The following is a 23,111-nucleotide window of genomic DNA, read 5'->3' on the forward strand; positions in this document are numbered from 1 at the left end:
CCTTCGGACGTGTCAGTTGCTGGCCAGCGCGTCCGCCGCCGACGGGTCGCAGTCGCGCAGGAACTGGGCGCATCGGGCCGCCTCGTCGGCCTCGCCGATCTCGTCGGCGGCCCGGGAGAGCACGTACAGGCAGCGCAGGAAGCCCCGGTTCGGCTCGTGCGACCACGGCACCGGGCCGTGGCCCTTCCAGCCGCTGCGGCGCAGCTGGTCCAGGCCGCGGTGGTAGCCGGTGCGCGCGTACGCGTACCCCGTCACCACCTGACCCTGCGCGAACGCCCGGGCCGCGAGCGCGGCCCACGCCGCGCTGTAGGTCGGGAAACGGGCCGCCACCTCGGCGAACGCCTCGTCCGTGCCGGCCTCCTCGGCGGCGGCCAGGGCGGCGTCAGCCTCGTCGTGCGCGGGCAGGAGGGTGGCCGGTGGCTCTGGCAAAAGGTTCTGCATCGCCCCATTCAACCCGCTGGACAGGGCGACATGCGAGCGGGTCGGCCGGCGCGTTCGGCTGAACGGCTGAGGCTTTGCTCACGCCTGCGGCCTATGCCGCCGGCAGGTGTTTTCCATTACAACTAATGGTCCGGAGCCTCCCCAGGACCCGGTTACGCAGGAGCCCGGCGGCCACGGCCACCGGGCTCCTGTCGTGCCACCGCCGGCCCCGGGTTTGGCCGGTGGCGGCGGGCGGGCAGGATTGCCGGGTGCCGACCCCACCTCCCGCGGACGTCATCGAGCCGCATCTGCACACCGACGAGATCCAGACCCGCGACGAGTTCGACAGGCAGTTGGCCACCGGCCGACTGACCGGCCTGACCGTGCAGGGGCTGCGCCTCGACCTCGACCCGGTGCCCGACCTGACAGCCATCGAGGTAGCGGGCACCCTCTTCGTGGGCTGCCGGTTCGCCTCCCGGGACGTGGGCGCGGACCTGGTCCGGCGCGGTGCGAACGTGGTGCCGCCGTTCTCCGGGCTGCCGTACCCGACCCAGCCGACGCACCTCTACACCCCTGAGGAACTGGCCGAGGGGTTCGCCGAGGGCGGGTTCGCCGGGATGTACGACACCCGGGTGTACGAGCACTACCGGGCGCACGGCGGCGCGCTGCCGGACGTCAAGGAGGCGCTCGGCCAGCGGCTGCACGACCACGGCGTCGACAACGCGTTGGGCGACGCCACCCGGGCCTGGCTGTCCGCGTACGGGCCGCAGTCGGTGGTGGGGATCATGGGCGGGCACGCGGTGCGACGCGGCAGTGCGGCGTACCGGATGGCTGCCGTGCTGGGATGGGAGCTGGCGCGGGCCGACCGGCTGGTGGTGACCGGCGGCGGGCCCGGCGTGATGGAGGCGGCGAACCTCGGCGCGTACCTGGCGGACCAGCCGGGGGCGGAGCTGACGGCGGCTATCGACCTGCTGGCGGCGGCGCCCGACTTCACCGACCACCACCGGTACACGGCTGCGGCGTTGGCGGTTCGGCAGCGGTACGCGGGAGTGCCCCGGCAGCGTGGCACCGACGCCGGATGGGCGCGCGCCGGTGGGCTGGCCATCCCGACCTGGCTGTACGGGCACGAGCCGGCGAACCTGTTCGCCGGCCGGATCGCCAAGTACTTCTCCAACGCGATCCGCGAGGACACCATCCTGCGACTCGCCCGGGGCGGCATCGTCTTCGCCCCGGGGCGGGCGGGCACCGTGCAGGAGGTGTTCCAGGCGGCCACGAAGACCTACTACGGCACCGACGGGGCCAGCGGCGCGTACATCTTCCTGGATCGTGGCTACTGGACCACCGAGCTGCCGGTGGAGGCGTTGCTGCGCCCGCTGCTGGCGGCGTCGCCGTTCGGCGACCTGTCGGCGACGATCCACCTCACCGACGACGTCCGCGAGGCCGTACGCCTGCTGACGACCTGACGACCTGACGGCGACGGCCGGCCCCCGTTTGGAGAGCCGGCCGTCTGTCGAACGTCGTTACTTGGCCATCGTGGTGCCGGTGGAGCGCAGGTGCTCGCACGCCTCGACGACCCGGGCGGCCAGGCCGGCCTCGGCGGCCTTGCCCCAGGTGCGCGGGTCGTACTGCTTCTTGTTGCCGACCTCGCCGTCGATCTTCAGCACGCCGTCGTAGTTGCGGAGCATGTGGTCCGCGACGGGCCGGGTGAAGGCGTACTGGGTGTCGGTGTCGATGTTCATCTTCACGACGCCGTAGTCCAGTGCCTCGCGGATCTCGCTGAGCAGGGAGCCGGAGCCACCGTGGAAGACCAGGCTGAGCGGCTTGTCCTTGCCGTACTTGGCGCCGACCGCCTCCTGGATCTGGTTCAGGATCTCCGGGCGGAGCTTGACGTTGCCCGGCTTGTAGACGCCGTGCACGTTGCCGAAGGTCAGCGCCGCCATGTAGCGGCCCTTCTCGCCGAGGCCGAGCGCCTCGACCATGGCCAGGCCGTCCTCGACGGTGGTGTAGAGCTTGTCGTTGATGGCGTTCTCGACGCCGTCCTCCTCGCCACCGACGACGCCCACCTCGATCTCAAGGACGATCTTGCCCTTGGCGGCCTCGTCGAGCAGCTGGGCGGCGATCTGGAGGTTCTCGGCGACCGGCACGGCCGAGCCGTCCCACATGTGCGACTGGTACAGCGGCTGCTCGCCGCGCTTCACCCGCTCCTGCGAGATGCCCATCAGCGGACGCACGAACCCGTCCAGCTTGTCCTTCGGGCAGTGGTCGGTGTGCAGCGCGATGTTGACCGGGTACTTCTTGGCCACCTCGTGCGCGTACGCGGCGAACGCGACCGCGCCGGTGACCATGTCCTTGATCGAGGGACCGGAGAGGTACTCGGCGCCACCCGTGGAGACCTGGATGATGCCGTCGCTCTCCGCGTCGGCGAAGCCCTTGAGCGCCGCGTTCAGCGTCTGGGAGGAGGTCACGTTGATCGCGGGGTACGCGTACCGGCCAGCCTTGGCGCGGTCCAGCATCTCCGCGTAAGCCTCGGGGGAAGCGATGGGCATGTGATGCGCTCCTTACTTACCACTCTCGGCCGTGCTGGCCGCTGTTGTTCACGTGTGCGCCGGACCGCGCTGTCCTCCACCCGGAAGTATCCCGTAGGTGAGGTGCGTCGGAACAACCGACCCGGGTACGGCCGTTCACCGGCGGTCCAGGTTGTCCGGCACGATGACGCTGATCAGCCAGGTGACCACTGTCATCACGATCGCTCCCCAGAAGGCCGGCCAGAAACCGTCCACCTGGAACGGCAGGTCGAGCCCGCTGGCGATCCGGTCGGTGAGAAGGAAGAGCAGCGCGTTGACCACCAGCGCGAACAGGCCCAGGGTCAGCAGGTAGAACACGCAGCCGACGACCTTGATCACGGGCTTGAGCACCGCGTTGATCACGCCGAAGATCAGGGCGACCACGAGCAGGGTGAGGACCGTGTTGCGGCCCGAGCGGCCGTTCACGTCCACCCCGGGCACGATCAGCGTGGTGATCCACAACGCGACAGCGGTGATCGCCAGTCGAATGAGGAAGCCCACGGCCCCATCCTGGCATCGGCGCGCACCCCCGAGGGGGCGATTCCGCCGACTCGGCTTCCGGGCGTGCCGCCGGCACAGCCCGTACGGTGGGTGGGGACCGTGCACCGAGACCCCCGGGAGGGACGATGGGTCAGCCCGACGAGGACTTCACCCCCGGCGACCACCTCGCCGCGGACGAGCGTGACCCCGAGGCGGAGCCGGCCGACGCCGTCGAGCAGGCCACGGTGGTCGGCCCCGCCGACGTCGACGGCGAGCCGCAGCGGGGCCTGGAGGTCGACGACTGGGACGCGATGGAGCAGGCCCGGGTGGTCACCGGGGACGAGGACGACTACCGCTAACCACCGCGGGGCCCACTGCCCGTTGCGGCAGAGGTGGCAGGCCGTTCGGGCCTTTTGACGGACATCTATCCGCCAGAGCCACCGGAGATGCCGCCGTCTCCCTAGGTTGGACGGGCGCCACCGTTTTCCACGGGAGGACCCCCATGTTCAAGCACCCGATCCGCTGGCTGGCAGGCCTCGGCGCCGCAGGCGCGTTGGTCGCCGCCTCCGTCACCCCGGCCGTGGCCGCCCCCGCACCCACTGTCGAGCCCTACTTCCAGGACTCCACGCTGGCCGTCGGCGCGGCGCCGGTCACCCGCCGGCTGTTCCTGTTCGCCGACCGGTCGACGGTCCTCACCGACGTCTCCCTGCGGTACGACTACCGCTCCCTGGCCAACAAGATCACTGTTGCCCCGGCCGACGGTCAGACGTGCACAGCGCCGGAGCCGGGTGTCCTGGTCTGCGAGGATCCCTTCGGCATCGACCTCAGCGAACTGCCGCCGCTGGGCAGCGGGATCCACCGCGGCGTGGCCGAGCGGGTACGCATCGCCGCCACCGACGACGCGCAGCTCGGCGACTCCGGCGACATCGCGGTCAGCTTCGAGGCTGCCGGCGGGCAGCGCGGCAGCTACACCTCGCAGGTCCGCATCGGCGAGGGGGTCGACCTTGCCGGCGGTCCGTTCACCGACCACTCCGCCACGCCTGGCGGAACTGTCACGCTTCCGCTTGTCGTGGCCAACGTCGGCGCCACGACCGTCAAGGGTTTCGTCGCGGTCTTCGACCTGCGCTACTCGTTCCGGGCCACGGACCGGTTCAGCAACTGCCTCTACTCGGGCGACCACCTGCTCTCCTGCCAGTTCGACGAGGAGATCCCGGTCGGCCAGGCAGTCGGCACCACGTTGGACTTCCAACTCGCCAGGGACACCTACGCCCCGAGCAACCAGTCCGGCTACGCCCAGTTCATGACCAAGGCCGACTTCGAGGACCTGGGCCGGGTACGCGACGCCGTCGGCGCCCGGGCGGCTACCCGTGGCGGCGGCGCGAAGCTGACCCTGGCCGAGGCTCCCGGCAGGATGCGGCAGGCCGACCAGACCGACGTCGGCCCCGGCTTCGACTACACCGGGTGGGACGTCAAGATCACCGGCAGGAACGGCACCGACCTCGCGGCCATCGGCGACACGCTCAAGGGCGGCGTCGGCGCGGTCGTCACGGCAACCGTCGGCTTCCGGAACAACGGCCCGGCGACGCTCGACAAGGTGAACGCGGACTACGAGGCCGCCACCCACACGGACGTCGAACTGCCGCCGGGCACCACGGCCGTCCGGATCCCCCTCGGTTGCCACCTGCGCCAGGGCACCCGGACGTACCTGTGCGCCTCGGAAATGCTCCTGGTGGCAGGCAAGATCTACACCATGGAGTTCCAGCTACGCATCGACAGGGTCATCCCCAACGCCCGGGGTGCGGTGCGGGTCAACGCGCCGTGCGAATGCCCCGCCGGCGGCAGCTTCGGGGACGACATCAAGCCGGCCAACGACAGGGCCACGATCCTGGTCAACGAGCGGGCCGCCGGCGGTGGCCCGGGTGACGGCGGTGGCGGTGGTGGCGGTGACGGTGGCACGCTACCCATCACCGGGGCCCCCACCGGTCTGCTCGCCGGCATCGGTGGCCTGCTGCTCGTCGCCGGTGTGGCCAGCTACCTGCTCGCCCGGCGTCGGACGACCCAGTTCGACGCCTGACGTCCGCGCGGCGCCCCGCCATCCAGATCTGGACGGCGGGGCGCGTCGCCGCACACCGCCTCAACGGACGGCGTCGACCCGCTTCGGGTGGCGGGCCGTCCAGTCGCCGAGCCGGTCCTCCCGCAGCGCGGCCAGGAACTCGGGCGCACCCTTCGGGTCGAGGCGCAGGTGCCAGGCAGGTCCGGCCGGCTCGACGACCGGCAGGCTGAGCCCGACCGGCTCGACCGACCGCAGCGCCGGGACGAGCCGCAACAGGTCCAGCGCGGCGGCCCGGTCGGGTGACACCACGAGGTCCGGGCCGGCGGCGGCCAGCAGCCTGGCGAGGCGTACCGGATCGGTGAGCACACCCTGGTCGGTGGCCTGCCGGAGCAGACCGGCGGCGAAGAGCCGGGCGTTGCGTTCCCGGTCCTGGCCGCCGTTCGGCAGGCCGTAGCGCTGACGCAGCAGGTCGACCGCCGCGGCTCCGCCGAGACGCTGACACCCGGCCGGGAAGACGCGCTTCGTGTGCACCGAACGCACCTGCTCGGGCAGACACACAGGCACCCCGCCCACGGTGTCGGTAAACGTCCGCACCGCGGAGTAGGTCAGCACCACGCCGGCGTCCACCCGTACGCCGGTCAACTCGGCCACCGTACGGCGGGTCAGCTCGTAGCCCTTCGCGGCCTGCGGCCTGCTGAACCCGGCACCGAGCGGGAACGCGGCGTTCAACTTGTCCGTGCCGTGGCCCGGGATCGACACGTCCAGGTCACGTGGCAGCGACACCAGGTACGGGCGACTGCGGTCGGCCGGGATGTGCACCAGCAGCAGCGCGTCCGACCGTGACGCCTCCGGCCCTTCGCCGTCGAGGCCGAGCAGCAGGATGTTCAGGGCGCCCGTCGGAGCCGGTCGGCTGGACTCCCCGAGCAGATCCGCGACCGGTGGCGGCCCGGCGCGCTCCGGGGTCAACAGGGGCACCCCGATCCCCAGGACGCCGAGCAGCGCCAACGCCGCACCACCGGCCTGCCACCGCCGCCGACGGCGACGCCGACGCGCCACCAGGCGGTCGATCGCGGCCCGCAGCGGGCCCGTCGGCGGGGTCAGCGGCTCGTGCCGAGCGAAGGCGGCACGCAGGTCATCCTCGATCATGAGCGAACCTCCACGTACTCGGCCCGGAGCGTGGCCAGGGCCCGGGAGATGGACGAACGTACGGTCCCGACGGCACAGCCGAGGATCTCGGCGATCTCGGCGTCGGGCAGGTCCTCGTAGTACCGCAGCACGAGGGTCGCGCGTTGGCGGCGCGGCAGCCGGGACAGCCAGGACCAGACCTGGTCCCGGTCCACTGCCGACTGGGCGTGGTCGGCGGACGCCCGCACGGACTCGTCGGGCTCTCCGCGCAGGAGCACCCGGCGCATCCACGAGCCGCGCTTCCAGTCGACGTACTGGTTGGTGAGCATCCGGCGCACGTACCGCTCGGGCGAGTCCGCCCGGGCGATCCGCCGCCAGTTCAACTGGACCCGGACCATCGTCTCCTGCACCAGATCCTGCGCCTGGTGCGGATCGCCGGTGAGCATCACCGCGTACCGCAGCAGCGGTGCCAGTCGCGTGTCCGCGAACTCCTCGTACGTCACTGCACCTCCCGGGCTCCTGCCTCAGATGACGGGAGCGGGTAGCCGGAACGTTGCGGTGACACTGATCAACCGTTCGGCTCGTGTTGGCTTCCCGGCGATGCTCGGGGCGGTGCGCAACCTTAGGGATTCCTTAAGATCCACGGGCTGCACCCTGAATCTTCCCCGCACTGGAGGAACCCCCTCATGCTCACCCACTCCACCCGGCGCTGGCTCGCCGGGCTGGGCGTCGCAGGCGCGTTCGTCGCCGCCTCCGCCAGCCCGGCCGTCGCCGATCCTGCCCCGGAGTTCGATCTTTACTTCCAGGACGTCACAGTTGCCGCCGACTCGGCCGGCGTCGTGCGGTCGCCGTCGCTGTACAGCAACGAGTCCACGGTGCTCAACGACGTCTCGGTCCGCTACGACTACCGCAGCCTGACCGGCAAGATCACCCTGGCCGGCGAACGCAGTGACATCTGCGAGGCCGACGGGGATGGCGTACTGCTCTGCCGCGAGTACCTCCCGCTCTCCGTCGACGAGCTCTACGGCGGCTTCTTCAACAACATCGTCATCGCGCCGACCGACAAGGCGGCCACCGGCGACACCGGCGAGTTGAAGATCAGCGTCAAGACCGCGGACAAGCAGATCGCCAGCTACACCTCCCGCATCCGGGTCGGTCAGGGCGTCGACCTGCAGGCCGGCCCCGACACCACGGCGACGGCGGCGCCCGGCGGCAAGTTCCAGGCTCCGCTCGCGGTGTTCAACTCCGGCACGACCGAGATCGATGGTTTCGTGGTGCTGTTCGACAACGACTACGGCATCCGGACCAGGGAGCGGTTCGACAACTGCCTCTACGCCGAGGACTTCCTGTTCGCCTGCGAGTTCGACGCGAAGATTCCCGTCTCCGGTGGTGCGTCGACGACGCTCAACTACGAGCTGGCCAAGGACACGTACGCGCCGGGCCGCGAGTACGGAGGCGCCTGGTTCATGACCCCGGCCGATTTCGAGGACCTCCTCGGCGTCCGGGAGGAGGCGGGCGCTGAGAAGGCTCGCCGGGGCACCGGCAAGACGCTGTCGCTGAAGACGGCCTCCACCGCGCGCGCGGCTCGCGCCGTGCAGACCGACACCGACCCCGACAACAACACAAGTGTTCTGCAGGTCGATGTGACGGGCGAGAACGGGGCCGACCTGGAGGCCATCGGTGCCACGCTCACCGGTAAGAAGGGCGCGGTCCTGACCGCCCCGCTGGGCTTCCGGAACAACGGTCCGGCAACGCTTGACTACATCCGCAGCGACTCCCAGGTGACCTACATCGACGTGACGGTTCCGACCGGCACCACGGCCATCGAGGTGCCGATCGAGTGCGCACCGCGCGCCGGCAACAACGCCGAGTGGGACGAGGCGGGCACGCCCGGTGCCGCCGCGTACCGCTGCTACCCGGGGCCGTTCGCCCCGGCTGGTGAGGAGCTGACCGGCGAGTTCTCGTTCCGCATCGACAAGGTGGTCGCCAACGCCAGCGGCACCGTCAAAGTCAACGTGCCGTGCGAGTGCGAGGGCGGCTTCTATGCCGACCTCAAACCGGCCAACGACACTGCCAAGATCCTGGTGAACGCGGCCACCGGCGGCGAGGGCGGCGGTGACGGTGGCGCGCTGCCGATCACCGGTGAGTCCACCGGCCTGATCGCCGGTATCGGCGCGCTGCTGCTCGCCGCGGGTGTCGGCGGCTACCTGGTGGCCAAGCGTCGCCGGACCCGCTTCGTCGCCTGATCCATCCCGTACCAACCGGTGCCCCGTCGACCACCAGGTCGGCGGGGTACCGTCGTCTGCGACGACGGCGCGGGTGGGTGGGAAGGCCCGGTCCGGCGCGGCCCGAGGCGGCGCCTTCGGTACCCTTTGTGGCCGTGGACACAGCTGAGACGACCCGCGCTCTCATGGAGAGCGTCGCCCTGAACCCGCTCGACCCCAAGGAGCTGTTGCAGACCTTCGGGCTGATCGGCGTCTGGGTGATCCTCTTCGCCGAGACCGGCCTGCTGGTGGGCTTCTTCTTCCCGGGGGACTCGCTGCTGTTCCTCGCCGGCGTGGCGGCTTCGCCGGTGGCGGACGCCATCTTCGGTGACGGCACCCGGCTCTCTCTGGCCGGCCTGCTGATCGGTGGGCCGATCTGCGCGATCGTCGGTGCCCAGCTGGGGCACTGGCTCGGATCGCGGTACGGGCGACCGATGTTCGAGCGGCCGAACTCGCGGTTCTTCAAGAAGGAGTACGTCGAGAAGGCCGAGTACTACTTCCAGAAGTTCGGCCCGGCCAAGGCAGTGGTGCTGGCGCGCTTCATCCCGATCGTCCGCACCTTCCTCAACCCGGTCGCCGGTGCGCTGGGCATGCCGGCGCGGCAGTTCCTCATCTGGAACATCGTCGGCGCGGTGCTCTGGGTGGACGGCATCCTGCTGATCGGCTACCTGCTTGCCGACCGGATCTACCAGGCGATCGGCGACAAGATCGACCATTACATCCTGCCGGTGGTGGCCCTGATCATCGTGCTCTCGGTGCTGCCGATCTTCTTCGAGTTCCTGCGTGACAGGCGGGCCCGTAAGCGCGGCGAGGCGGTCGCCGTGGTCGCGGCGGCCAGCGCCGCGGGTGCGGTGGACGCGGTCCGCGAGGCGTTCGACCACGACGACGAGCACGACCGGCGGCGGCCGGAGCACGGCCAGGGCCGCTGAGCATCGGGTACGACGACGGCCGGCCCCCTGGTGCGGGGGTCGGCCGTCGGCACGTCGGACCCGGCCTCCGGCGGTGCGGCCGGGGACGAGCAGGTATCAGTGACCGGTGGCGCCACCCCTGGCTCGCCACCGGACACCGTCCCGGAGTGGGACGGTGCGCAGCGCCTACGTCAGCGGGCCTTCTTGGTGGCCCGCTTGCGCGGCGGGGTCAGCAGGTCCGCGATCGTCGCGATCGCACTCGGGACCAGGCTGTAGTACGCCCAGACACCGCGCTTCTCCCGCTGCAGCAAGCCAGCCTCGGTGAGGATGCGCAGGTGGTGACTGACCGTCGGCTGGGAGAGGCCGAGGGGTGCGGTCAGGTCACAGACGCACGCCTCGCCCTCGGGGGCCGACTGGATCAGGCTGAGCAGCCGCAGCCGAGCAGGATCGGCGAGGGCCTTGAGGACCCCCGCGAGACGCTCGGCATCGGCACGTTCGATCGGCTCGCCGTTAAGCGGCGAGATCTGAGGCATAGTCATTTCGGCCAACGCAGTTCCCACGTATTCCATCCTTCCACCAGCAGCATCGATCCGCCTGCATATCAGCAGATCCGAATCGGCAAATTTTTACGCCACAAGGCCGAGGTCAGCCAACGTATAGGCCGCCCGGTACGGCAATCCGGCGGCTCGCACCGCGTCGCCGGCGCCTCGATCAACAATAACCGCCACACCCACGACTTCCGCTCCGGCCTCACGTAGCGCCTCGACCGCGGTCATAACGCTTCCGCCCGTCGTGGACGTGTCCTCCACCGCCAACACGCGGCGGCCGGCCACCTCCGGTCCCTCGATCCGCCGCTGCAGACCGTGCGCCTTGCCCGCCTTGCGCACCACAAAGGCGTCCAGAGCGCGACCGGTCGGAGCGGCGGCATGCAGCATCGAGAGCGCGACAGGGTCCGCGCCCAGGGTGAGTCCGCCGACGGCGTCGTACTCCCAGTCGGCGGTGAGGTCGAGCAGCACTCGACCGACCAACGGAGCGGCCTGGTGATGGAGCGTGACACGTCGCAGATCGACGTACCAGTCTGCCTCGCGCCCCGAGGACAGCACGACCCGTCCGTGCACCACAGCCAGGTCGGTAATGAATTTACGCAGGTCGTCGTGGTCCCCCATGGCGATAGAGGTTACTGCGCAAGTCTGGACGCCGTGTGGACGGCCCACCCCGTTCAGGCTGACGAGGGACCGATGGTTGGCGATGTATGACTACGCTGAGCGATCGGCTCGATTGCGGCGCGCCAACGTTGTCATGGCGGCGACCGGGCGTCGGGCGGGTGCGGCGCTCAGCTTTCGTCGCGACCGATCCGGCCGCGGGTGTCCCGCGCGACCACCTGGAGCAGCCGGCGCGGCGCGTGGCGCAGACCGGCGACGGCCATCTTGTACTTCCACGCCGGGATGCTTACCAATTTGCCTTTGCCCAGGTCACGTAGGGCTTCGTCGACCACGTCCTCGGCTTTCAGCCACATCCACTCAGGTGTCTTCGACATGTTGATGCCGGCCCGCTTGTGGAATTCGGTGCGGGTGTAGCCGGGGCAGAGGGCCATCACCCGCACCCCGTACGGCCGCGCCGACTGGCCCACAGACTCGCTGAAGTTGGTGACCCACGCCTTGCTGGCCGAGTACGTCGATCCCGGCATCACCGCGCCAAAACCCGCAACGGAAGAGACATTTATCACTGCCCCGGCGCGCCGTTCGGTCATCGGTCGCAGCGCTGCGAGGGTCAGTCTCATGACGGCGTGCACATTGAGCCGCAGCAGGCGCGCCTCGTCCTCGGCCGTGGAGCGGAGGAACGGTTTGTTGAGGCTGATGCCGGCGTTGTTCACCAAAAGGTGCACCGGGCTGCCGCTGCTCAGCCGATGCTCGACGGCGTCGCAGCCGTCGTCGGTGGACAGGTCCGCCGACAGCGTCTCCACGTCGTGGCCGTGCCGGGACCCCAACTCGGCAGCCAACTCCGTCAGCCGGCCCGCGTCCCGGGCGACCAGCACCAGGTGCCAACCGTCGGAGGCGAGCCGTCGAGCGAACGCCGCACCGATGCCGGCTGTCGCGCCGGTGATCAGGGCCCGTCGCTCGGCGGTCGCGGGGTCGAGCGTCACGGGCGGTCCTCACCTGGGCGGATACGGGGCGGCGGCTGGTGCGGTGCGGGTGGGAACCCGGGCGGAGCGGCTGGCGCGGTCGGCCCCGACGGGCGGTGTCGACCGAACCAAGCGTTCGCCGCCGGCAGTGCCAGCAACGTAGCTACCACAAGGTAACCGAGGCCCTGCCCCACGGAAAGACCGGCGTTGACGGGAATCCACCACGACGGGTACGCGTCCGCGATCAGGCCCAGCAGCTCCGCCGTGGCCCGTTCACCGTCGCCGAGCCGCAGCGGCGCGGCGCGCTCACCGACGAGCACAGCCACGCTGCAACAGCCGGCGAGCAGGCCGAGCCCGCAGACGACCCAGGTGGCCACCCGAACGCCACGCCTACCGGTGAGCAGCGCCAGTGCCAGGCCGGCCATCAGGACCGCGGAGAACGCCGCCACCACAGCCGTCAGCACCGTGGACAACCGCAACAGCGTCGCCACCTCGTCGATCTGCTGCGGGTTCGCCGACGTGTTCCGGGCGGCCGAGCGGAACGCGTCGACAGTCCGCCCCAACACCGCCAGGTCGACGACGGTGTACGCGAGCGCGGCGACAGCCATCACCAACAGCACCGCCGTGGCCAGCAGGACCACGGCGGGCCGTCGGGCCGGTGCCGATTCGGGGTACGACACGACGAATCCCTCCGGTAGGCGTCGGGTTGCAACCTACTCGGAGGGATCGTCGGCGTCGTGCTTATCGAGCCGTCAGCTCGACGGCGGGGTCGTGCCGGGACGGTCGGCCGGCGGAGTGTCGTCCGGCCGGTCCGCACTGGACGGCGGCGTGCTCGGCTGCACCGGGCCCGGCGTCGACGGGTAGCCCGGCTCGCCGGTCGACGGGTAACCCGGCTGACCGGACTGCCCGGGAGTCTGCGGGTACCCCGGGTAGCTGGCCCCCGGCGTCGGCGGCTCCCAGCCAACGGCGGGCTTACGGAAGAACTCGTTGGCCTTCGGCAGCGCCAGCAGGATCAACGCCGCGAGAAGGGCGAGCAGGCTGACCACACCCAGCAGCAGGCTGACCGGGGTGACCCAGGACGGCACAGCCTCCTCGATGCGGCGCTGGACCTCCTCGCCGCTCGGCCCACCGGCGGTGTCCCCACCGCTGGTGAAGCTGCCGGCCGCACCACTGATGAGGCCGCCACCCGTGCAGCAGATCATGATGCCGCCGACGATCCAGGTGGTGATCCGGGAGCCGTTGCGGCCCTGGTTGTTGAACAGGGCCAGCACGCCCAGCACGATCGCGAGCAGCAGCAGCAGGATGCCGCTCCCGATACCGATGGCGAAGAAGACATCCGCCACCTGGTCGGGATTTTGAATGGAACTGCCCGCGTACGCGTCGCGGATCGCGTCCCGCGTCTTGCCGATGGTGGCGAGCGTGATGATCAGGCTGATCACCTGGCACGCGAGGAACAGGAAAAGCAGATAGCTGGAAATCGTCACGATGGATGGCCGCTGACGGGCCGGCGTGCTCTGGGTATCGACCACGATTCTCCTTCCCTAGATCGCGCCCACACCGTATCGACAACCGGCCACCGGGGCATGCCGTGGCGGGCCGGCGCGTCCCCGCCCGACCGGGCTCAGTGCCCCTCGGTGGTGGGTCGGATCGCCAGCTCGGCCGGGTCGAGCAGGTCGCCGCGGGCGACCCGCCAGCCCTCCTCGCCGTACGCCTCGAAGGAGAGTCGCGCGGCGCCGCCGGACTGGTAGTCGTGGTAACGCATCGTCCCGGCCGACGGAAGTTCGGTCTCACCGATGGCGGTGTAGCGCGCCTGCCCGGTCTCGGACCAGGTGTACCGCCGTCCGTCGAGGTCGATCGTCGGGGCGCCCGGGCTGACCTTCGCGCCGGGCTCGGCCGTCCAGAGCACCAGCTCCAACTCGGGGCCATCCTCGACGGAGAGCCGGCGTCGACCGCCGGACCCGTCGTCGAGCAGGTGCTGCACCCAGCTCCAGTCCCCCTCGACGAGGCGGATGGTGCCGCTGACGACGTACTCCTGTTGGCGGATCCGCACGCGGTCGCCCAGGGCCAGGCGGTGCGGGCCGCCGGTCGGCGCCTCCGCCGGCCGGCCGCCGGGCCGGGCCGTCGCCGCCCGTCGGGCCCGCACGACGGCCACCACCGCCGCGAGCACCCCGCCCGCCACCAGGGACGTCACCAGCGCGTCCACCCGACCACCTCCCCAGGTACGTCGGCGCAGACGTTAACAATCCTCGGCACCTGCGAGGGCCGTGCTGTGGCCGACAGCTCAGCTAGCGGGGGCCGTCGGGTGCGTCGTCCGGTGCCACCGCCGGCGGTTCGGGCGTCGTACCCGGGGCGAGGTGTGCGCTTGGGTCGGGGCAGATGAGGTAGCCGGGCGGGACCGGCTGGCCCGGCGGCAGGAAGCCCGGCACACCCGCACCGGGCGGCACCAGTGGGACGCCCGGATAGCCGTAACCGGTCGGGGCGCAGGTCAGAACGGGCATCGTCCAGGGGACGGTGGGCGCCTCGGCGGGTGCGGTCGCCGGCACGAACCAGCGGTTCGCGGGCGGCAGGGCCAGTAGCAGGACCACCGCCGTGGTGAGCGTCAGGACGGTGAGTACGCCCAGACCCGCCGCCGGGAAGAACAGGTCGTCCCAGGGGTCGGTGCCGGCGTAGAGCGTGTCGAAGAACGTGGAGGTCTCCCATTCCGCGTCCCACTCCGCCGGCGGCTCCGTCTCCATCTCGGCGGTGGTCAGCAGGGGCACGAGGAACCCGCCGGAACAGCACTGGGCGAAGCAGACGAGCAGTTGCGTGCCACTGGCGACGAAGACCAGGATCCGCGCGACGTTGGCGCCCCGTCGGACCGGGGCGGCGGTCACCGCCAGCCACACCGCGAGCAGCACCGCCGGTATGCCGAAGATCAGCGCCATGGCGACGTTGCCCTGCCGTTCCCCGGCCACCTCGGCCGGGTCGGCGTCCGGCACCAGTCGCACCGCGCGGTCGATCTGGCTGTCGAAGTGCACCGCCTCGGCGGCGGCCAGCGCGGCCAGGCCGAGCAGGACCAGCACCACGGTGAGTTGCAGCCAGAAGGCGATGGTCACGGTGGCGGGCCGGGGTGGACGGATCGCGGTGGCGGGCGGACTCATGGCTCGCAACGTACGGCGGGTCATCAGCCGCCGGCAGGACCGATCGGACAGCCCCGACCGGCGAATGGATCATGCTGCGGTGAGGCGCTGGGTGGCGTAGTTCCCGAGGGTCTCGCGGTCCATCACGCACCCGACGAACGTGGTGAACTCGGTCGGGTCGTCCCGCAGCGACGTCCACGCCGCCCGGGCCGCCGCCGGATCGAGCCGTTCCAGCAGCGTGGCCGCGTACGCCCGGCCGGCGGGTGTGCCGTCGGCCAGCACCCGGTCGAGCTGTCGGCGTACCTCCTCGGGGTGGTCGGCGAGGGCGGCCTCGACCCGGTGGTACGCCTCGGTGACCGGCAGCAGCGTGTTGGCGATGCCGACACCGCCGAAGGCGAGCGTGTCAGCCGACACCAACTGGTCGACGGCCGCACCGAGGTCCCGTTCCCACGCTTTCCGCATCCCGAACATGCCCTCACCCTTTCCCCGATCGTCCACCTCCCACCCTGTTGATCAAGAGGTTTGCGTCATCTGCAGACGCCCCGATGACGCAAACCTCTTGATCGTCGCCGCAGCAGGCCGGCGTGGGGCGCTGTCAGGCCGGGGTCACCGTGAGGGTGTTGGTGGCGGGGTCCAGGTCCGTCTTCACCGTGTCGCCGTCGCGGACCGACCCACTCAACAGGGCCTTGGCCAGCTGGTCTCCGATGGCCGTCTGGACCAGGCGGCGCAGCGGGCGGGCACCGTAGATCGGGTCGTAGCCGTGCTCGGCCAACCACTGGCGCGCGGACTCGGTGATGTCCAGCGCCAGTCGGCGATCCGCCAGACGCCTGCGCATCCGGTCCAGCTGGATGTCGACGATGGACCGCAGGTCGTCCCCCCGCAGCGAGGCGAAGACCACGATGTCGTCCAGCCGGTTGAGGAACTCGGGCTTGAAGTGCGACCGGACCACGGCGAGCACACCCTCCCGGCGCTGCTCGTCGGCGAGCGTCAGGTCGCTGATCACCGACGACCCGAGGTTCGAGGTGAGGATCAGGATCGCGTTGCGGAAGTCCACAGTGCGGCCCTGACCGTCGGTGAGCCGACCGTCGTCGAGCACCTGGAGCAGTACGTCGAACACATCCGGGTGCGCCTTCTCCACCTCGTCCAGCAGGATCACCGAGTACGGGCGGCGGCGCACCGCCTCGGTGAGCTGACCGCCCTCCTCGTAGCCGACGTAGCCGGGCGGTGCGCCGACCAGGCGGGCCACCGAGTGCTTCTCGCCGTACTCGCTCATGTCGATGCGGACCATGGCCCGCTCGTCGTCGAAGAGGAACTCGGCGAGCGCCTTCGCAAGCTCGGTCTTGCCGACACCTGTGGGGCCGAGGAAGAGGAAGCTGCCCGTCGGCCGGTCCGGGTCGGCGACACCCGCCCGCGCCCGGCGTACGGCGTCGGAGACCGCGCTCACGGCCTCGGCCTGGCCGACCACCCGGCTGGCCAGCGACTCCTCCATGCGCAGCAGCTTGGCCGTCTCGCCCTCCAGCAGCCGTCCCGCCGGGATGCCAGTCCAGGAGGCGACGACGGCCGCAATGTCGTCCGCGCCCACCTCCTCCTTGAGCATCGCGCCGTCGGCCTGGAGTCGGGCCAACTCCTCGGCGGCCTGCGTCAGCTCCACCTTGAGGGCGGGGATGCGGCCGTAGCGCAGCTCGGCGGCGCGCTCCAGCTCGCCGTCGCGCTCGGCCCGCTCGGCCTCGCCGCCCAGGCGCTCCAGCTCCTCCTTTGCGGTGGAGAGCTTGGTGATGTGGCTCTTCTCGGTCTGCCACCGCTCGGAGAGCACGGTGAGCTGTTCGCGCTTGTCGGCCAGTTCCTTGCGCAGCCGCTCCAGCCGCTCGGCGGAGGCCGCGTCCGGCTCCTTGGCCAGGGCCATCTCCTCGATCTCCAGCCGGCGGACCGCCCGCTCGATCTCGTCGACCTCGACCGGCCGGGAGTCGATTTCCATCCGCAGCCGGGACGCGGACTCGTCCACCAGGTCGATCGCCTTGTCCGGCAGGAACCGGTCGGTGATGTAACGGTCGGAGAGGGTGGCGGCGGCGACAAGCGCGGCGTCGGTGATCCGTACGCCGTGGTGCACCTCGTAGCGCTCCTTGAGCCCTCGCAGGATGCCGATGGTGTCCTCGATGGTCGGCTCGCCGACAAGCACCGGCTGGAAGCGCCGCTCCAGCGCCGGGTCCTTCTCGATGTGCTCCCGGTACTCGTCGAGCGTGGTGGCGCCGACCATCCGCAGCTCACCACGGGCGAGCATCGGCTTGAGCATGTTGCCGGCGTCCATCGAGCCCTCACCCTTGCCGGCGCCGACGACCGTGTGCAGCTCGTCGAGGAACGTGATGACCTGCCCGTTGGAGTTCTTGATCTCCTCCAGGACGGACTTCAGCCGCTCCTCGAACTGCCCCCGGTACTGCGCGCCGGCGACCATCGCGCCGAGGTCCAGTGAGACCAGCTTCTTGTCGCGCAGCGACTCGGGGACGTCGCCGGCCACGATCCGCTGGGCGAGACCCTCGACGATCGCCGTCTTTCCGACGCCGGGCTCGCCGATCAGCACCGGGTTGTTCTTGGTACGGCGGGAGAGGACCTGGATCACCCGGCGGATCTCCGAGTCCCGGCCGATCACCGGGTCGATCTTGCCGTCGCGGGCGCTGGCGGTCAGGTCGACGCCGTACTTGCTGAGGGCCTGGTAGGTCTGCTCCGGGTCGGCGGTGGTGACCCGCCGGTCCCCGCCCCGGACGGTCGGGAAGGCCGCCACAAGGGCCTCCTCGGTGGCGCCCGCGGTCTTCAGCGCGCCGGACACCGTGCCACCCACCCGGGCCAGACCGGCGAGCAGGTGCTCGGTGGAGGTGTACTCGTCGCCAAGCGGCCGGGCGATCTGCTCGGCGGCGCCGATGGCGTTGACGAACTCGCGGGCCAGTGTGGGCTCGGCGATGCTGGAGCCGCGCGCCGCAGGCAGGGCGTCGACCGCCCGCTGGGCGGCCCGGCGCAGCTCGGCGGGGTCGGCCCCGACGGCGCGCAGCAGGCCGGCGGCGGTCGAGCCGTCGGTGTCCAGCAGGGACAGCAGCAGGTGCCAGGGCTCCACTGTGGCGTGGCCGCGCTGGTTGGCCAGCGCGACGGCACCGGTGATGGTTTCGCGGCTCTTGGTGGTGAGTCTTTCCGTGTTCATGGGCTCCCCCGGATCGGCGTTGTCCACTGGGTTGGACGCAACCAGAGTTGAGCGTATTCCACTCAACCTTAGCCTGTGGCGGCCGTCACGTCCGCTGCCGCCACCGCCAGTCGAACTCACCAGCCGCCGGGGGCGGGCCGGGCAGCGGGTCGGAGTCCGGCACCGTGGACAGGCCGGCCAGCAACACCGCGAGCTGCCGGCGGCGCAGCTGCCCGGTCCGTTCCGGATCGGGTACGCGGACCGCGGCGCAGGCCTCCAGCAGCAGCCCGAGGTCCTGCACCACGACATCGGGGCGCAGCCGGCCGCTGTCGTGCGCCCGGTCGACGAGTGCGGTGGCCAGCTCCCCGGCGCGTACCGCGTCGCGCCCCATCTCCTCGGTCGGGGCGAACGTGCCGGCCAGGTGGACGGTGAGCGAGTGCACGTCGGCGTCGACCACCCGGGCCAGGAACCCGGCGAAGGCGGCCCAGTCGTCCGGCTCGGCGAGCGCCTCCTCGGCCACGGCGATGTAGCGGCGCAGCCCGTCGTGGCAGAGCTGACGCAGCAGCGCCTCCTTGCCCGCGTACCGCCGGTAGAGCGCGCTGATGCCGACGCCGGCTCGTTCGGCGACGGCGGCGATCGGGGCCTTCGGGTCGTCGAGGAAGACGGCGCGGGCAGCTTGGAGGATCACCTCGTCGTTGCGGGCGGCCTGCGCCCGGCGCCCGGCAAGCGCGTTTCCGGAAGTCGTCGGCATGGCTCCCACAGTAACAGTGGAACGGATCGTTCCGGTCTGCTACTGTTCTAACAGAACGAAACATTCCGTTCCAAAGGAGCCCCGCATGACCGGTACCGCGATCCGCCCGTTCCGCGTCGAGATCCCGCAGACCGCCCTCGACGACCTGGCCACCCGACTTGGCCGCACGATCTGGCCCGCCGAGCTGCCCGGCGTCGGCGACACGTACGGGATGAGCGGCGACCGAGTCCGCGCGCTCGCCGACCGTTGGCGCGACGGGTTCGACTGGCGAGCCGTCGAGGCCCGGCTCAACGCCCACCCGCAGTTCGTCACCGAGATCGACGGCGAGCAGATCCACTTCCTGCACGTCAGGTCGTCCCGGCCGGACGCCACCGCCCTGGTGCTCACCCACGGCTGGCCGGGCTCGGTGCTCGAATACCTGGACGTCATCGGCCCGCTCACCGAGCCGAACGACCCGGCAGCGCCGGCCTTCCACGTGGTCATCCCGTCGCTGCCGGGCTTCGGGTTCTCCGGCCCCACCCGCAGCGCCGGCTGGAACCGGCACCGCACGGCCCGCGCCTGGGCCGAGCTGATGAACCGCCTGGGGTACGACAGCTACGGCGCGGTCGGCAACGACGGCGGCTCGTTGATCTCGCCGGAGCTGGGCCGGATCGACCGCAAGCACGTGCTCGGCGTGCACGTCACCCAGATCTTCTCGTTCCCGTCCGGCGACCCGGCGGAGTTCGCCGACCTGTCCGAGGCGGACCAGGCGGCGCTGGCGCACCTCCAGTGGTTCTACGAGAACAAGTTCTCCTTCAACCAGGTGCACAGCCAGCAGCCGCAGACCCTGGCGTACGCGCTGGCCGACTCGCCCGTCGGGCTGCTGGCCTGGAACGCGCAACTCTTCGACGAGAGCCTGGACGCCGAGTTCATCCTGGCCAACGTCGCCCTCTACTGGTTCACCGGCACCGCCGCCTCGGCGATCCGCTTCTACTGGGAGGACGCGCACACCGACGAGCAGCCGGCCGAGCCGACGACGGCGCCCACCGCGGTGGCCATGTTCCCCGGCGACTTCCAGTCCATCCGCCGCTTCGCCGAGCGGGACCACGCGAACATCGTCCGCTGGACGGCGTACGGCACGGACGTCGATGGGCGCGGCGACGTCGGCGGCCACTACGCCGCCCACCAGGCGACCGACGTCCTGGTCGACGACATCCGCGAGTTCTTCGCGCAGCTCTGATCCACTCGGTTTCCTGGAAGTCGGGGTGTCCGGATCTCTCGGACACCCCGACTTCCGTGATGTCGAGTCGATCAGGCTAGCCGGGGTAGGCGGGCGGTCCAGGGCGTCTCGTGGTCGGCGCGGAGCACGCAGCGCCGGCCACCCTCCAGCCGTCGGTCGCAGAAGACCCAGTGCCGTACGCCCTGGTCGTCCTCGGCCGAGACGGTGATCCCGCCGAGGTCGATCCGGGCCAGAAAGGCCAACGACCGGCCGGCGGTCCGGCCCAGCATCTTGGCGCGGGCCAGGTCCGGCGCGGAGATCGGCAGGTGGATGACGAAGCGCCCGGTCATCGCCGCCGCAATCGGTGAGGCATGGCTGACGGTCCTCGCTGGAAGGCGTCGGCGTGTTCGTGGCGGAGAAGCCACCGACCTCCTGACGGGTCGACGGCTCTAGATCGACACGAGATCGCCGATGTCGGGGTGTCCCGCTCGCTGGATACCCCCACATCGGCGATGTCGAGTCGATCAAGGCTGCGCTGCCGATCAGCGTCCAAGATCTGCCGTTTGTTAACGAGGCGGTAGCCTTGGTGGGTGCGAGTACGTGTCGAGCAGACCGCCTTACCCGGGATCGGGGTACGTCACGATCTGGTGACGGAGTCCGGACGCCGCCTGGGCGTCGTCTCCCACCGCAATGGTCGCCGGGACCTGGTCCTCTACGATCCCGACGACCCCGACTCCTGCCAGGCGGACATCCCGCTGACCGACGACGAGGCGGAGGCGCTTGCCGACATCCTCGGCGCGTCGCTGATGCTCGGTCAGCTCTCCGGGCTCCGCGAGCAGGCCGCCGGCCTGCTCACCGAGCAGATCGCCATCACGGCGGGGTCGCGGTACGTCAACAGGCAGCTCAGCGAGACCAAGGCGCGTACCCGCACCAGCGCCTCCATCGTGGCGGTGCTGCGTGACGGCGAGGTCATCGTCTCGCCGCTTCCCTCGTTCCGCTTCGCGGCCGGTGACGTGGTGGTCGTCGTCGGGACCCGCAGGGGTCTCGACGGCGTGTCCGCCATCCTCGCCGACAGTGACCCGGACGGCTGAGGCGGATGCACGATTTCACCACACTGCTCATCGAGGTCGGCGCGCTCCTTCTCCTGCTCGGGCTCCTCAGCCGGCTCAGCCGGCGCTTCGGCCTCTCGCCCATTCCCCTCTACCTGCTGGCCGGGCTCGCTTTCGGGCACGGCGGATTGCTGCCGCTGGATGCCAGCGAGGAGTTCTTCGCGGTCGGCGCCGAGATCGGCGTCATCCTCCTGCTGGTGATGCTCGGCCTGGAGTACTCGGCGAACGAACTCGTCGGCAACCTGCGGTCGGCCGCCCCGGCCGGGGTGATCGACGGCGTCCTCAACGCGCTCCCCGGCGCGGGTTTCGCGCTGCTGCTCGGCTGGGACTGGGTGGCCGCCCTGGTGCTCGGCGGCATCACCTGGGTCTCCTCCTCAGGGGTGATCGCCAAGGTCCTCGGCGACCTGGGTCGGCTCGGTAACCGGGAAACCCCTGTCATCCTGTCGGTGCTCGTCATCGAGGACCTGGCGATGGCGCTCTACCTGCCGCTTGTCACCGCCGTCCTGGCCGGAACCGGTCTGCTCGGCGGGGGTATCGCACTCACCGTCGCGGTGGGCACGGTGCTCATCGTGCTGGTGGTCGCCATCCGGTACGGCCACCTGATCTCGTCCGCCCTGTCGGCGAAGGACCCGGAGGCGCTGCTGCTCGGCGTACTCGGTCTGACCTTGCTGATCGCCGGCATCGCCGCGAAGCTCCAGGTGTCGGCGGCGGTCGGCGCGTTCCTGGTCGGCATCGCGCTCTCCGGTCCGGTCGCACACCACGCCACCGAACTGCTGTCGCCCCTGCGGGACCTGTTCGCCGCGGTGTTCTTCGTCTTCTTCGGCCTGACCACCAGCCCACATGACATCCCGCCCGTGCTGCTTCCGGCGCTCGCGCTGGCCGTGGTCACCATGGCGACGAAGACGCTCACCGGCTACCTCGCGGCCCGCCGGGTCGGCATCGCCGAACCGGGTCGCTGGCGGGCCGGCCTGGCACTCGTACCCCGTGGGGAGTTCTCCATCGTCATCGCCGGCCTCGCGGTGGCGGCCGGGAGCGTCGAGCCGAGGTTGGCCGCGCTCGCGGCGACGTACGTCCTGATCACCGTGGTGACCGGGCCGATCGTGGCCCGGATGCCGGACTTCCCGTGGTTCAAGCGGTGGCTGCGTACGCGCGCCGCCGCGGCGGCCAACCGGGCGGCGGTGGTTCCGGTTCACGACTGACGCGCGTTCCGGCCAACGGTTGCCGAATTGCTCCGCACGGGGACTACCGCAGCACCCGGCGGCGGGTTACCGTTTCGCCCCAGCAGCCAGCGTTCGCGGGGTGGGCACGTGCCCACCCGCGGGCGAGAGCGGAAGGTTGGCCGGTGAGCGTGCAGGAGTCGACGTTCCACGGCTTCGCCAACCCCGTCGATCCAACTCCGGCGGAGTTGCGAGCTTGGGCGTACCAGCCCGATTCGGTGCCGTTGGCTTCCATGCCACCGGACTGGGACCTCCTGGTCTCCGGTGACCGGCTGGTGCTGACGCTCTTCGATCTGGCAATGGACCCGACCTGCCCGGCCCGGCGCTTCGCGCTGCACTGCCTCTACATCTACGCGGCCGACGGCATCCGGACGAAATTCCGCGCCCACCCCAAGCGCCGCTTCCGCAAGCTGGTGGAGCAGGCCGAGCGGGAGGGCGACGAGCTGATGAAGATCTGGGCGCACAACGGCCGCGTGCTGCTGGCCCGCCCGGATCTGTTCGTCTACCGGGACTGGTGCGAAGGCGGCCTGGTCCGCGAGAACCGCCGCCTCGGCTGAGCTGGTCGCGGCAGGGAGTCAGCAAGGCGAACGGGCCGGGACCCCCCGTGGGTCCCGG

At 70.8% G+C, this 23,111-nt stretch carries 25 protein-coding genes; 9 read left to right on the forward strand and 16 right to left on the reverse strand.

The features are described 5' to 3' along the window. Positions 1 to 12: 12 nt before the first annotated feature. Entirely contained in the window at positions 13 to 441 is a 429-nt protein-coding gene (locus ACFY1S_RS13925; protein WP_357990730.1) for a DUF3151 domain-containing protein, read from the reverse strand. Positions 442 to 689: 248 nt separating this feature from the next. Here ACFY1S_RS13925 and ACFY1S_RS13930 point away from each other — a divergent pair, with 248 nt between their 5' ends. Continuing rightward, entirely contained in the window at positions 690 to 1,883 is a 1,194-nt protein-coding gene (locus ACFY1S_RS13930; RefSeq protein WP_387116890.1) for an LOG family protein, read from the forward strand. 57 nt (positions 1,884 to 1,940) lie between these two features. On the opposite strand, the gene fbaA is transcribed toward ACFY1S_RS13930, so the two are convergent. After that, positions 1,941 to 2,966, reverse strand: coding sequence for a class II fructose-bisphosphate aldolase (gene fbaA, locus ACFY1S_RS13935; protein ID WP_357990736.1), 1,026 nt, complete (start codon positions 2,964 to 2,966; stop codon positions 1,941 to 1,943). Positions 2,967 to 3,101: 135 nt separating this feature from the next. Further along, a complete protein-coding gene (locus ACFY1S_RS13940; RefSeq protein ID WP_387116894.1) occupies positions 3,102 to 3,485 on the reverse strand; it encodes a phage holin family protein in 384 nt (127 codons plus the stop codon). Between the two features lie 125 nt (positions 3,486 to 3,610). On the opposite strand from ACFY1S_RS13940, the gene ACFY1S_RS13945 reads away from it, so the two are divergent. Both ACFY1S_RS13945 and ACFY1S_RS13950 read left to right on the forward strand, forming a co-directional pair. Further along, positions 3,611 to 3,823 carry a hypothetical protein gene (locus tag ACFY1S_RS13945; protein ID WP_364369779.1) on the forward strand — a complete coding sequence of 71 codons (213 nt, stop codon included), beginning with the start codon at positions 3,611 to 3,613 and terminating at the stop codon, positions 3,821 to 3,823. A gap of 143 nt (positions 3,824 to 3,966) precedes the next feature. Beyond that, the gene (locus ACFY1S_RS13950; RefSeq protein ID WP_387116898.1) at positions 3,967 to 5,538 is read left to right on the forward strand and encodes an LPXTG cell wall anchor domain-containing protein; all 1,572 of its coding nucleotides are present in this window, start codon (positions 3,967 to 3,969) and stop codon (positions 5,536 to 5,538) included. Positions 5,539 to 5,598: 60 nt separating this feature from the next. On the opposite strand, the gene ACFY1S_RS13955 is transcribed toward ACFY1S_RS13950, so the two are convergent. Both ACFY1S_RS13955 and ACFY1S_RS13960 read right to left on the reverse strand, forming a co-directional pair. Further along, the gene (locus ACFY1S_RS13955; protein WP_387116900.1) at positions 5,599 to 6,663 is read right to left on the reverse strand and encodes an LCP family protein; all 1,065 of its coding nucleotides are present in this window, start codon (positions 6,661 to 6,663) and stop codon (positions 5,599 to 5,601) included. Further along, positions 6,660 to 7,145 carry a SigE family RNA polymerase sigma factor gene (locus ACFY1S_RS13960; RefSeq protein WP_387116903.1) on the reverse strand — a complete coding sequence of 162 codons (486 nt, stop codon included), beginning with the start codon at positions 7,143 to 7,145 and terminating at the stop codon, positions 6,660 to 6,662. Before ACFY1S_RS13960 ends, ACFY1S_RS13955 begins: the two co-directional genes overlap by 4 nt. Positions 7,146 to 7,328: 183 nt before the next feature. On the opposite strand from ACFY1S_RS13960, the gene ACFY1S_RS13965 reads away from it, so the two are divergent. Together ACFY1S_RS13965 and ACFY1S_RS13970 are read left to right on the forward strand one after the other, a co-directional pair. Further along, on the forward strand, positions 7,329 to 8,888 hold the full coding sequence (locus ACFY1S_RS13965) for an LPXTG cell wall anchor domain-containing protein (RefSeq protein WP_387116906.1): 1,560 nt from the start codon (positions 7,329 to 7,331) through the stop codon (positions 8,886 to 8,888). Between the two features lie 164 nt (positions 8,889 to 9,052). Continuing rightward, entirely contained in the window at positions 9,053 to 9,835 is a 783-nt protein-coding gene (locus tag ACFY1S_RS13970; RefSeq protein WP_387117669.1) for a DedA family protein, read from the forward strand. A gap of 170 nt (positions 9,836 to 10,005) precedes the next feature. On the opposite strand, the gene ACFY1S_RS13975 is transcribed toward ACFY1S_RS13970, so the two are convergent. The 10 genes from ACFY1S_RS13975 to ACFY1S_RS14020 all read right to left on the reverse strand — a co-directional run bounded on the left by ACFY1S_RS13975 (position 10,006) and on the right by ACFY1S_RS14020 (position 18,972). Beyond that, the gene (locus tag ACFY1S_RS13975; RefSeq protein WP_030332125.1) at positions 10,006 to 10,383 is read right to left on the reverse strand and encodes a helix-turn-helix transcriptional regulator; all 378 of its coding nucleotides are present in this window, start codon (positions 10,381 to 10,383) and stop codon (positions 10,006 to 10,008) included. A gap of 57 nt (positions 10,384 to 10,440) precedes the next feature. Further along, complete coding sequence (gene pyrE, locus ACFY1S_RS13980) at positions 10,441 to 10,980, reverse strand: orotate phosphoribosyltransferase (protein WP_364369798.1); 540 nt, start codon at positions 10,978 to 10,980, stop codon at positions 10,441 to 10,443. Positions 10,981 to 11,147: 167 nt separating this feature from the next. Continuing rightward, positions 11,148 to 11,957, reverse strand: coding sequence for an SDR family NAD(P)-dependent oxidoreductase (locus tag ACFY1S_RS13985; protein ID WP_387116910.1), 810 nt, complete (start codon positions 11,955 to 11,957; stop codon positions 11,148 to 11,150). After that, positions 11,954 to 12,616, reverse strand: a complete 663-nt coding sequence (locus ACFY1S_RS13990) for a hypothetical protein (protein ID WP_387116913.1) — start codon at positions 12,614 to 12,616, stop codon at positions 11,954 to 11,956. The genes ACFY1S_RS13985 and ACFY1S_RS13990 overlap by 4 nt, the downstream gene beginning before the upstream one ends. 72 nt (positions 12,617 to 12,688) lie before the next feature. Continuing rightward, complete coding sequence (locus tag ACFY1S_RS13995) at positions 12,689 to 13,465, reverse strand: hypothetical protein (RefSeq protein WP_387116916.1); 777 nt, start codon at positions 13,463 to 13,465, stop codon at positions 12,689 to 12,691. A gap of 92 nt (positions 13,466 to 13,557) precedes the next feature. Next, a complete protein-coding gene (locus ACFY1S_RS14000; RefSeq protein ID WP_387116919.1) occupies positions 13,558 to 14,139 on the reverse strand; it encodes a DUF4178 domain-containing protein in 582 nt (193 codons plus the stop codon). Between the two features lie 82 nt (positions 14,140 to 14,221). Next, on the reverse strand, positions 14,222 to 15,076 hold the full coding sequence (locus ACFY1S_RS14005) for a hypothetical protein (protein WP_387116922.1): 855 nt from the start codon (positions 15,074 to 15,076) through the stop codon (positions 14,222 to 14,224). Positions 15,077 to 15,145: 69 nt separating this feature from the next. Then, positions 15,146 to 15,553: a hypothetical protein gene (locus tag ACFY1S_RS14010; protein WP_387116925.1), complete on the reverse strand. Its 408-nt coding sequence runs from the start codon at positions 15,551 to 15,553 to the stop codon at positions 15,146 to 15,148. 97 nt (positions 15,554 to 15,650) lie between these two features. Then, positions 15,651 to 18,242 carry an ATP-dependent chaperone ClpB gene (gene clpB, locus ACFY1S_RS14015; protein ID WP_387116928.1) on the reverse strand — a complete coding sequence of 864 codons (2,592 nt, stop codon included), beginning with the start codon at positions 18,240 to 18,242 and terminating at the stop codon, positions 15,651 to 15,653. An 85-nt stretch (positions 18,243 to 18,327) separates the two neighbouring features. Then, entirely contained in the window at positions 18,328 to 18,972 is a 645-nt protein-coding gene (locus ACFY1S_RS14020) for a TetR/AcrR family transcriptional regulator (protein ID WP_387116931.1), read from the reverse strand. Positions 18,973 to 19,057: 85 nt separating this feature from the next. Between ACFY1S_RS14020 and ACFY1S_RS14025 the strand changes: the two genes are divergently transcribed. Further along, positions 19,058 to 20,191 (forward strand): epoxide hydrolase family protein, encoded by a 1,134-nt coding sequence (locus tag ACFY1S_RS14025; protein ID WP_387116934.1) that lies wholly within the window; start codon positions 19,058 to 19,060, stop codon positions 20,189 to 20,191. A 71-nt stretch (positions 20,192 to 20,262) separates the two neighbouring features. On the opposite strand, the gene ACFY1S_RS14030 is transcribed toward ACFY1S_RS14025, so the two are convergent. Then, the gene (locus ACFY1S_RS14030) at positions 20,263 to 20,520 is read right to left on the reverse strand and encodes a hypothetical protein (RefSeq protein WP_387116936.1); all 258 of its coding nucleotides are present in this window, start codon (positions 20,518 to 20,520) and stop codon (positions 20,263 to 20,265) included. A 240-nt stretch (positions 20,521 to 20,760) separates the two neighbouring features. Here ACFY1S_RS14030 and ACFY1S_RS14035 point away from each other — a divergent pair, with 240 nt between their 5' ends. The 3 genes from ACFY1S_RS14035 to ACFY1S_RS14045 all read left to right on the forward strand — a co-directional run bounded on the left by ACFY1S_RS14035 (position 20,761) and on the right by ACFY1S_RS14045 (position 23,053). Next, a complete protein-coding gene (locus tag ACFY1S_RS14035) occupies positions 20,761 to 21,261 on the forward strand; it encodes a TrkA C-terminal domain-containing protein (RefSeq protein WP_364369831.1) in 501 nt (166 codons plus the stop codon). Positions 21,262 to 21,266: 5 nt separating this feature from the next. Then, entirely contained in the window at positions 21,267 to 22,478 is a 1,212-nt protein-coding gene (locus ACFY1S_RS14040) for a cation:proton antiporter (protein ID WP_387116939.1), read from the forward strand. A 143-nt stretch (positions 22,479 to 22,621) separates the two neighbouring features. After that, positions 22,622 to 23,053: a hypothetical protein gene (locus ACFY1S_RS14045; protein WP_139583603.1), complete on the forward strand. Its 432-nt coding sequence runs from the start codon at positions 22,622 to 22,624 to the stop codon at positions 23,051 to 23,053. Positions 23,054 to 23,111 lie beyond the last annotated feature (58 nt).

The organism is Micromonospora sp. NPDC000663, from assembly GCF_042898105.1.
Lineage (GTDB): Bacteria > Actinomycetota > Actinomycetes > Mycobacteriales > Micromonosporaceae > Micromonospora.

Coding starts and splice junctions, on each gene's coding strand:
- ACFY1S_RS14030 (WP_387116936.1), bottom strand. CDS start 20,520: ATGACCGGGCGCTTCGTCATCCACCTGCCGATCTCCGCGCCGGACCTG.
- ACFY1S_RS14005 (WP_387116922.1), bottom strand. CDS start 15,076: ATGAGTCCGCCCGCCACCGCGATCCGTCCACCCCGGCCCGCCACCGTG.
- pyrE (WP_364369798.1), bottom strand. CDS start 10,980: ATGGGGGACCACGACGACCTGCGTAAATTCATTACCGACCTGGCTGTG.
- ACFY1S_RS14025 (WP_387116934.1), top strand. CDS start 19,058: ATGACCGGTACCGCGATCCGCCCGTTCCGCGTCGAGATCCCGCAGACC.
- ACFY1S_RS13965 (WP_387116906.1), top strand. CDS start 7,329: ATGCTCACCCACTCCACCCGGCGCTGGCTCGCCGGGCTGGGCGTCGCA.
- ACFY1S_RS13955 (WP_387116900.1), bottom strand. CDS start 6,663: ATGATCGAGGATGACCTGCGTGCCGCCTTCGCTCGGCACGAGCCGCTG.
- ACFY1S_RS13945 (WP_364369779.1), top strand. CDS start 3,611: ATGGGTCAGCCCGACGAGGACTTCACCCCCGGCGACCACCTCGCCGCG.
- ACFY1S_RS13970 (WP_387117669.1), top strand. CDS start 9,053: ATGGAGAGCGTCGCCCTGAACCCGCTCGACCCCAAGGAGCTGTTGCAG.
- ACFY1S_RS13975 (WP_030332125.1), bottom strand. CDS start 10,383: ATGGAATACGTGGGAACTGCGTTGGCCGAAATGACTATGCCTCAGATC.
- ACFY1S_RS13950 (WP_387116898.1), top strand. CDS start 3,967: ATGTTCAAGCACCCGATCCGCTGGCTGGCAGGCCTCGGCGCCGCAGGC.
- clpB (WP_387116928.1), bottom strand. CDS start 18,242: ATGAACACGGAAAGACTCACCACCAAGAGCCGCGAAACCATCACCGGT.
- ACFY1S_RS14020 (WP_387116931.1), bottom strand. CDS start 18,972: ATGCCGACGACTTCCGGAAACGCGCTTGCCGGGCGCCGGGCGCAGGCC.
- ACFY1S_RS14040 (WP_387116939.1), top strand. CDS start 21,267: ATGCACGATTTCACCACACTGCTCATCGAGGTCGGCGCGCTCCTTCTC.
- fbaA (WP_357990736.1), bottom strand. CDS start 2,966: ATGCCCATCGCTTCCCCCGAGGCTTACGCGGAGATGCTGGACCGCGCC.
- ACFY1S_RS13925 (WP_357990730.1), bottom strand. CDS start 441: ATGCAGAACCTTTTGCCAGAGCCACCGGCCACCCTCCTGCCCGCGCAC.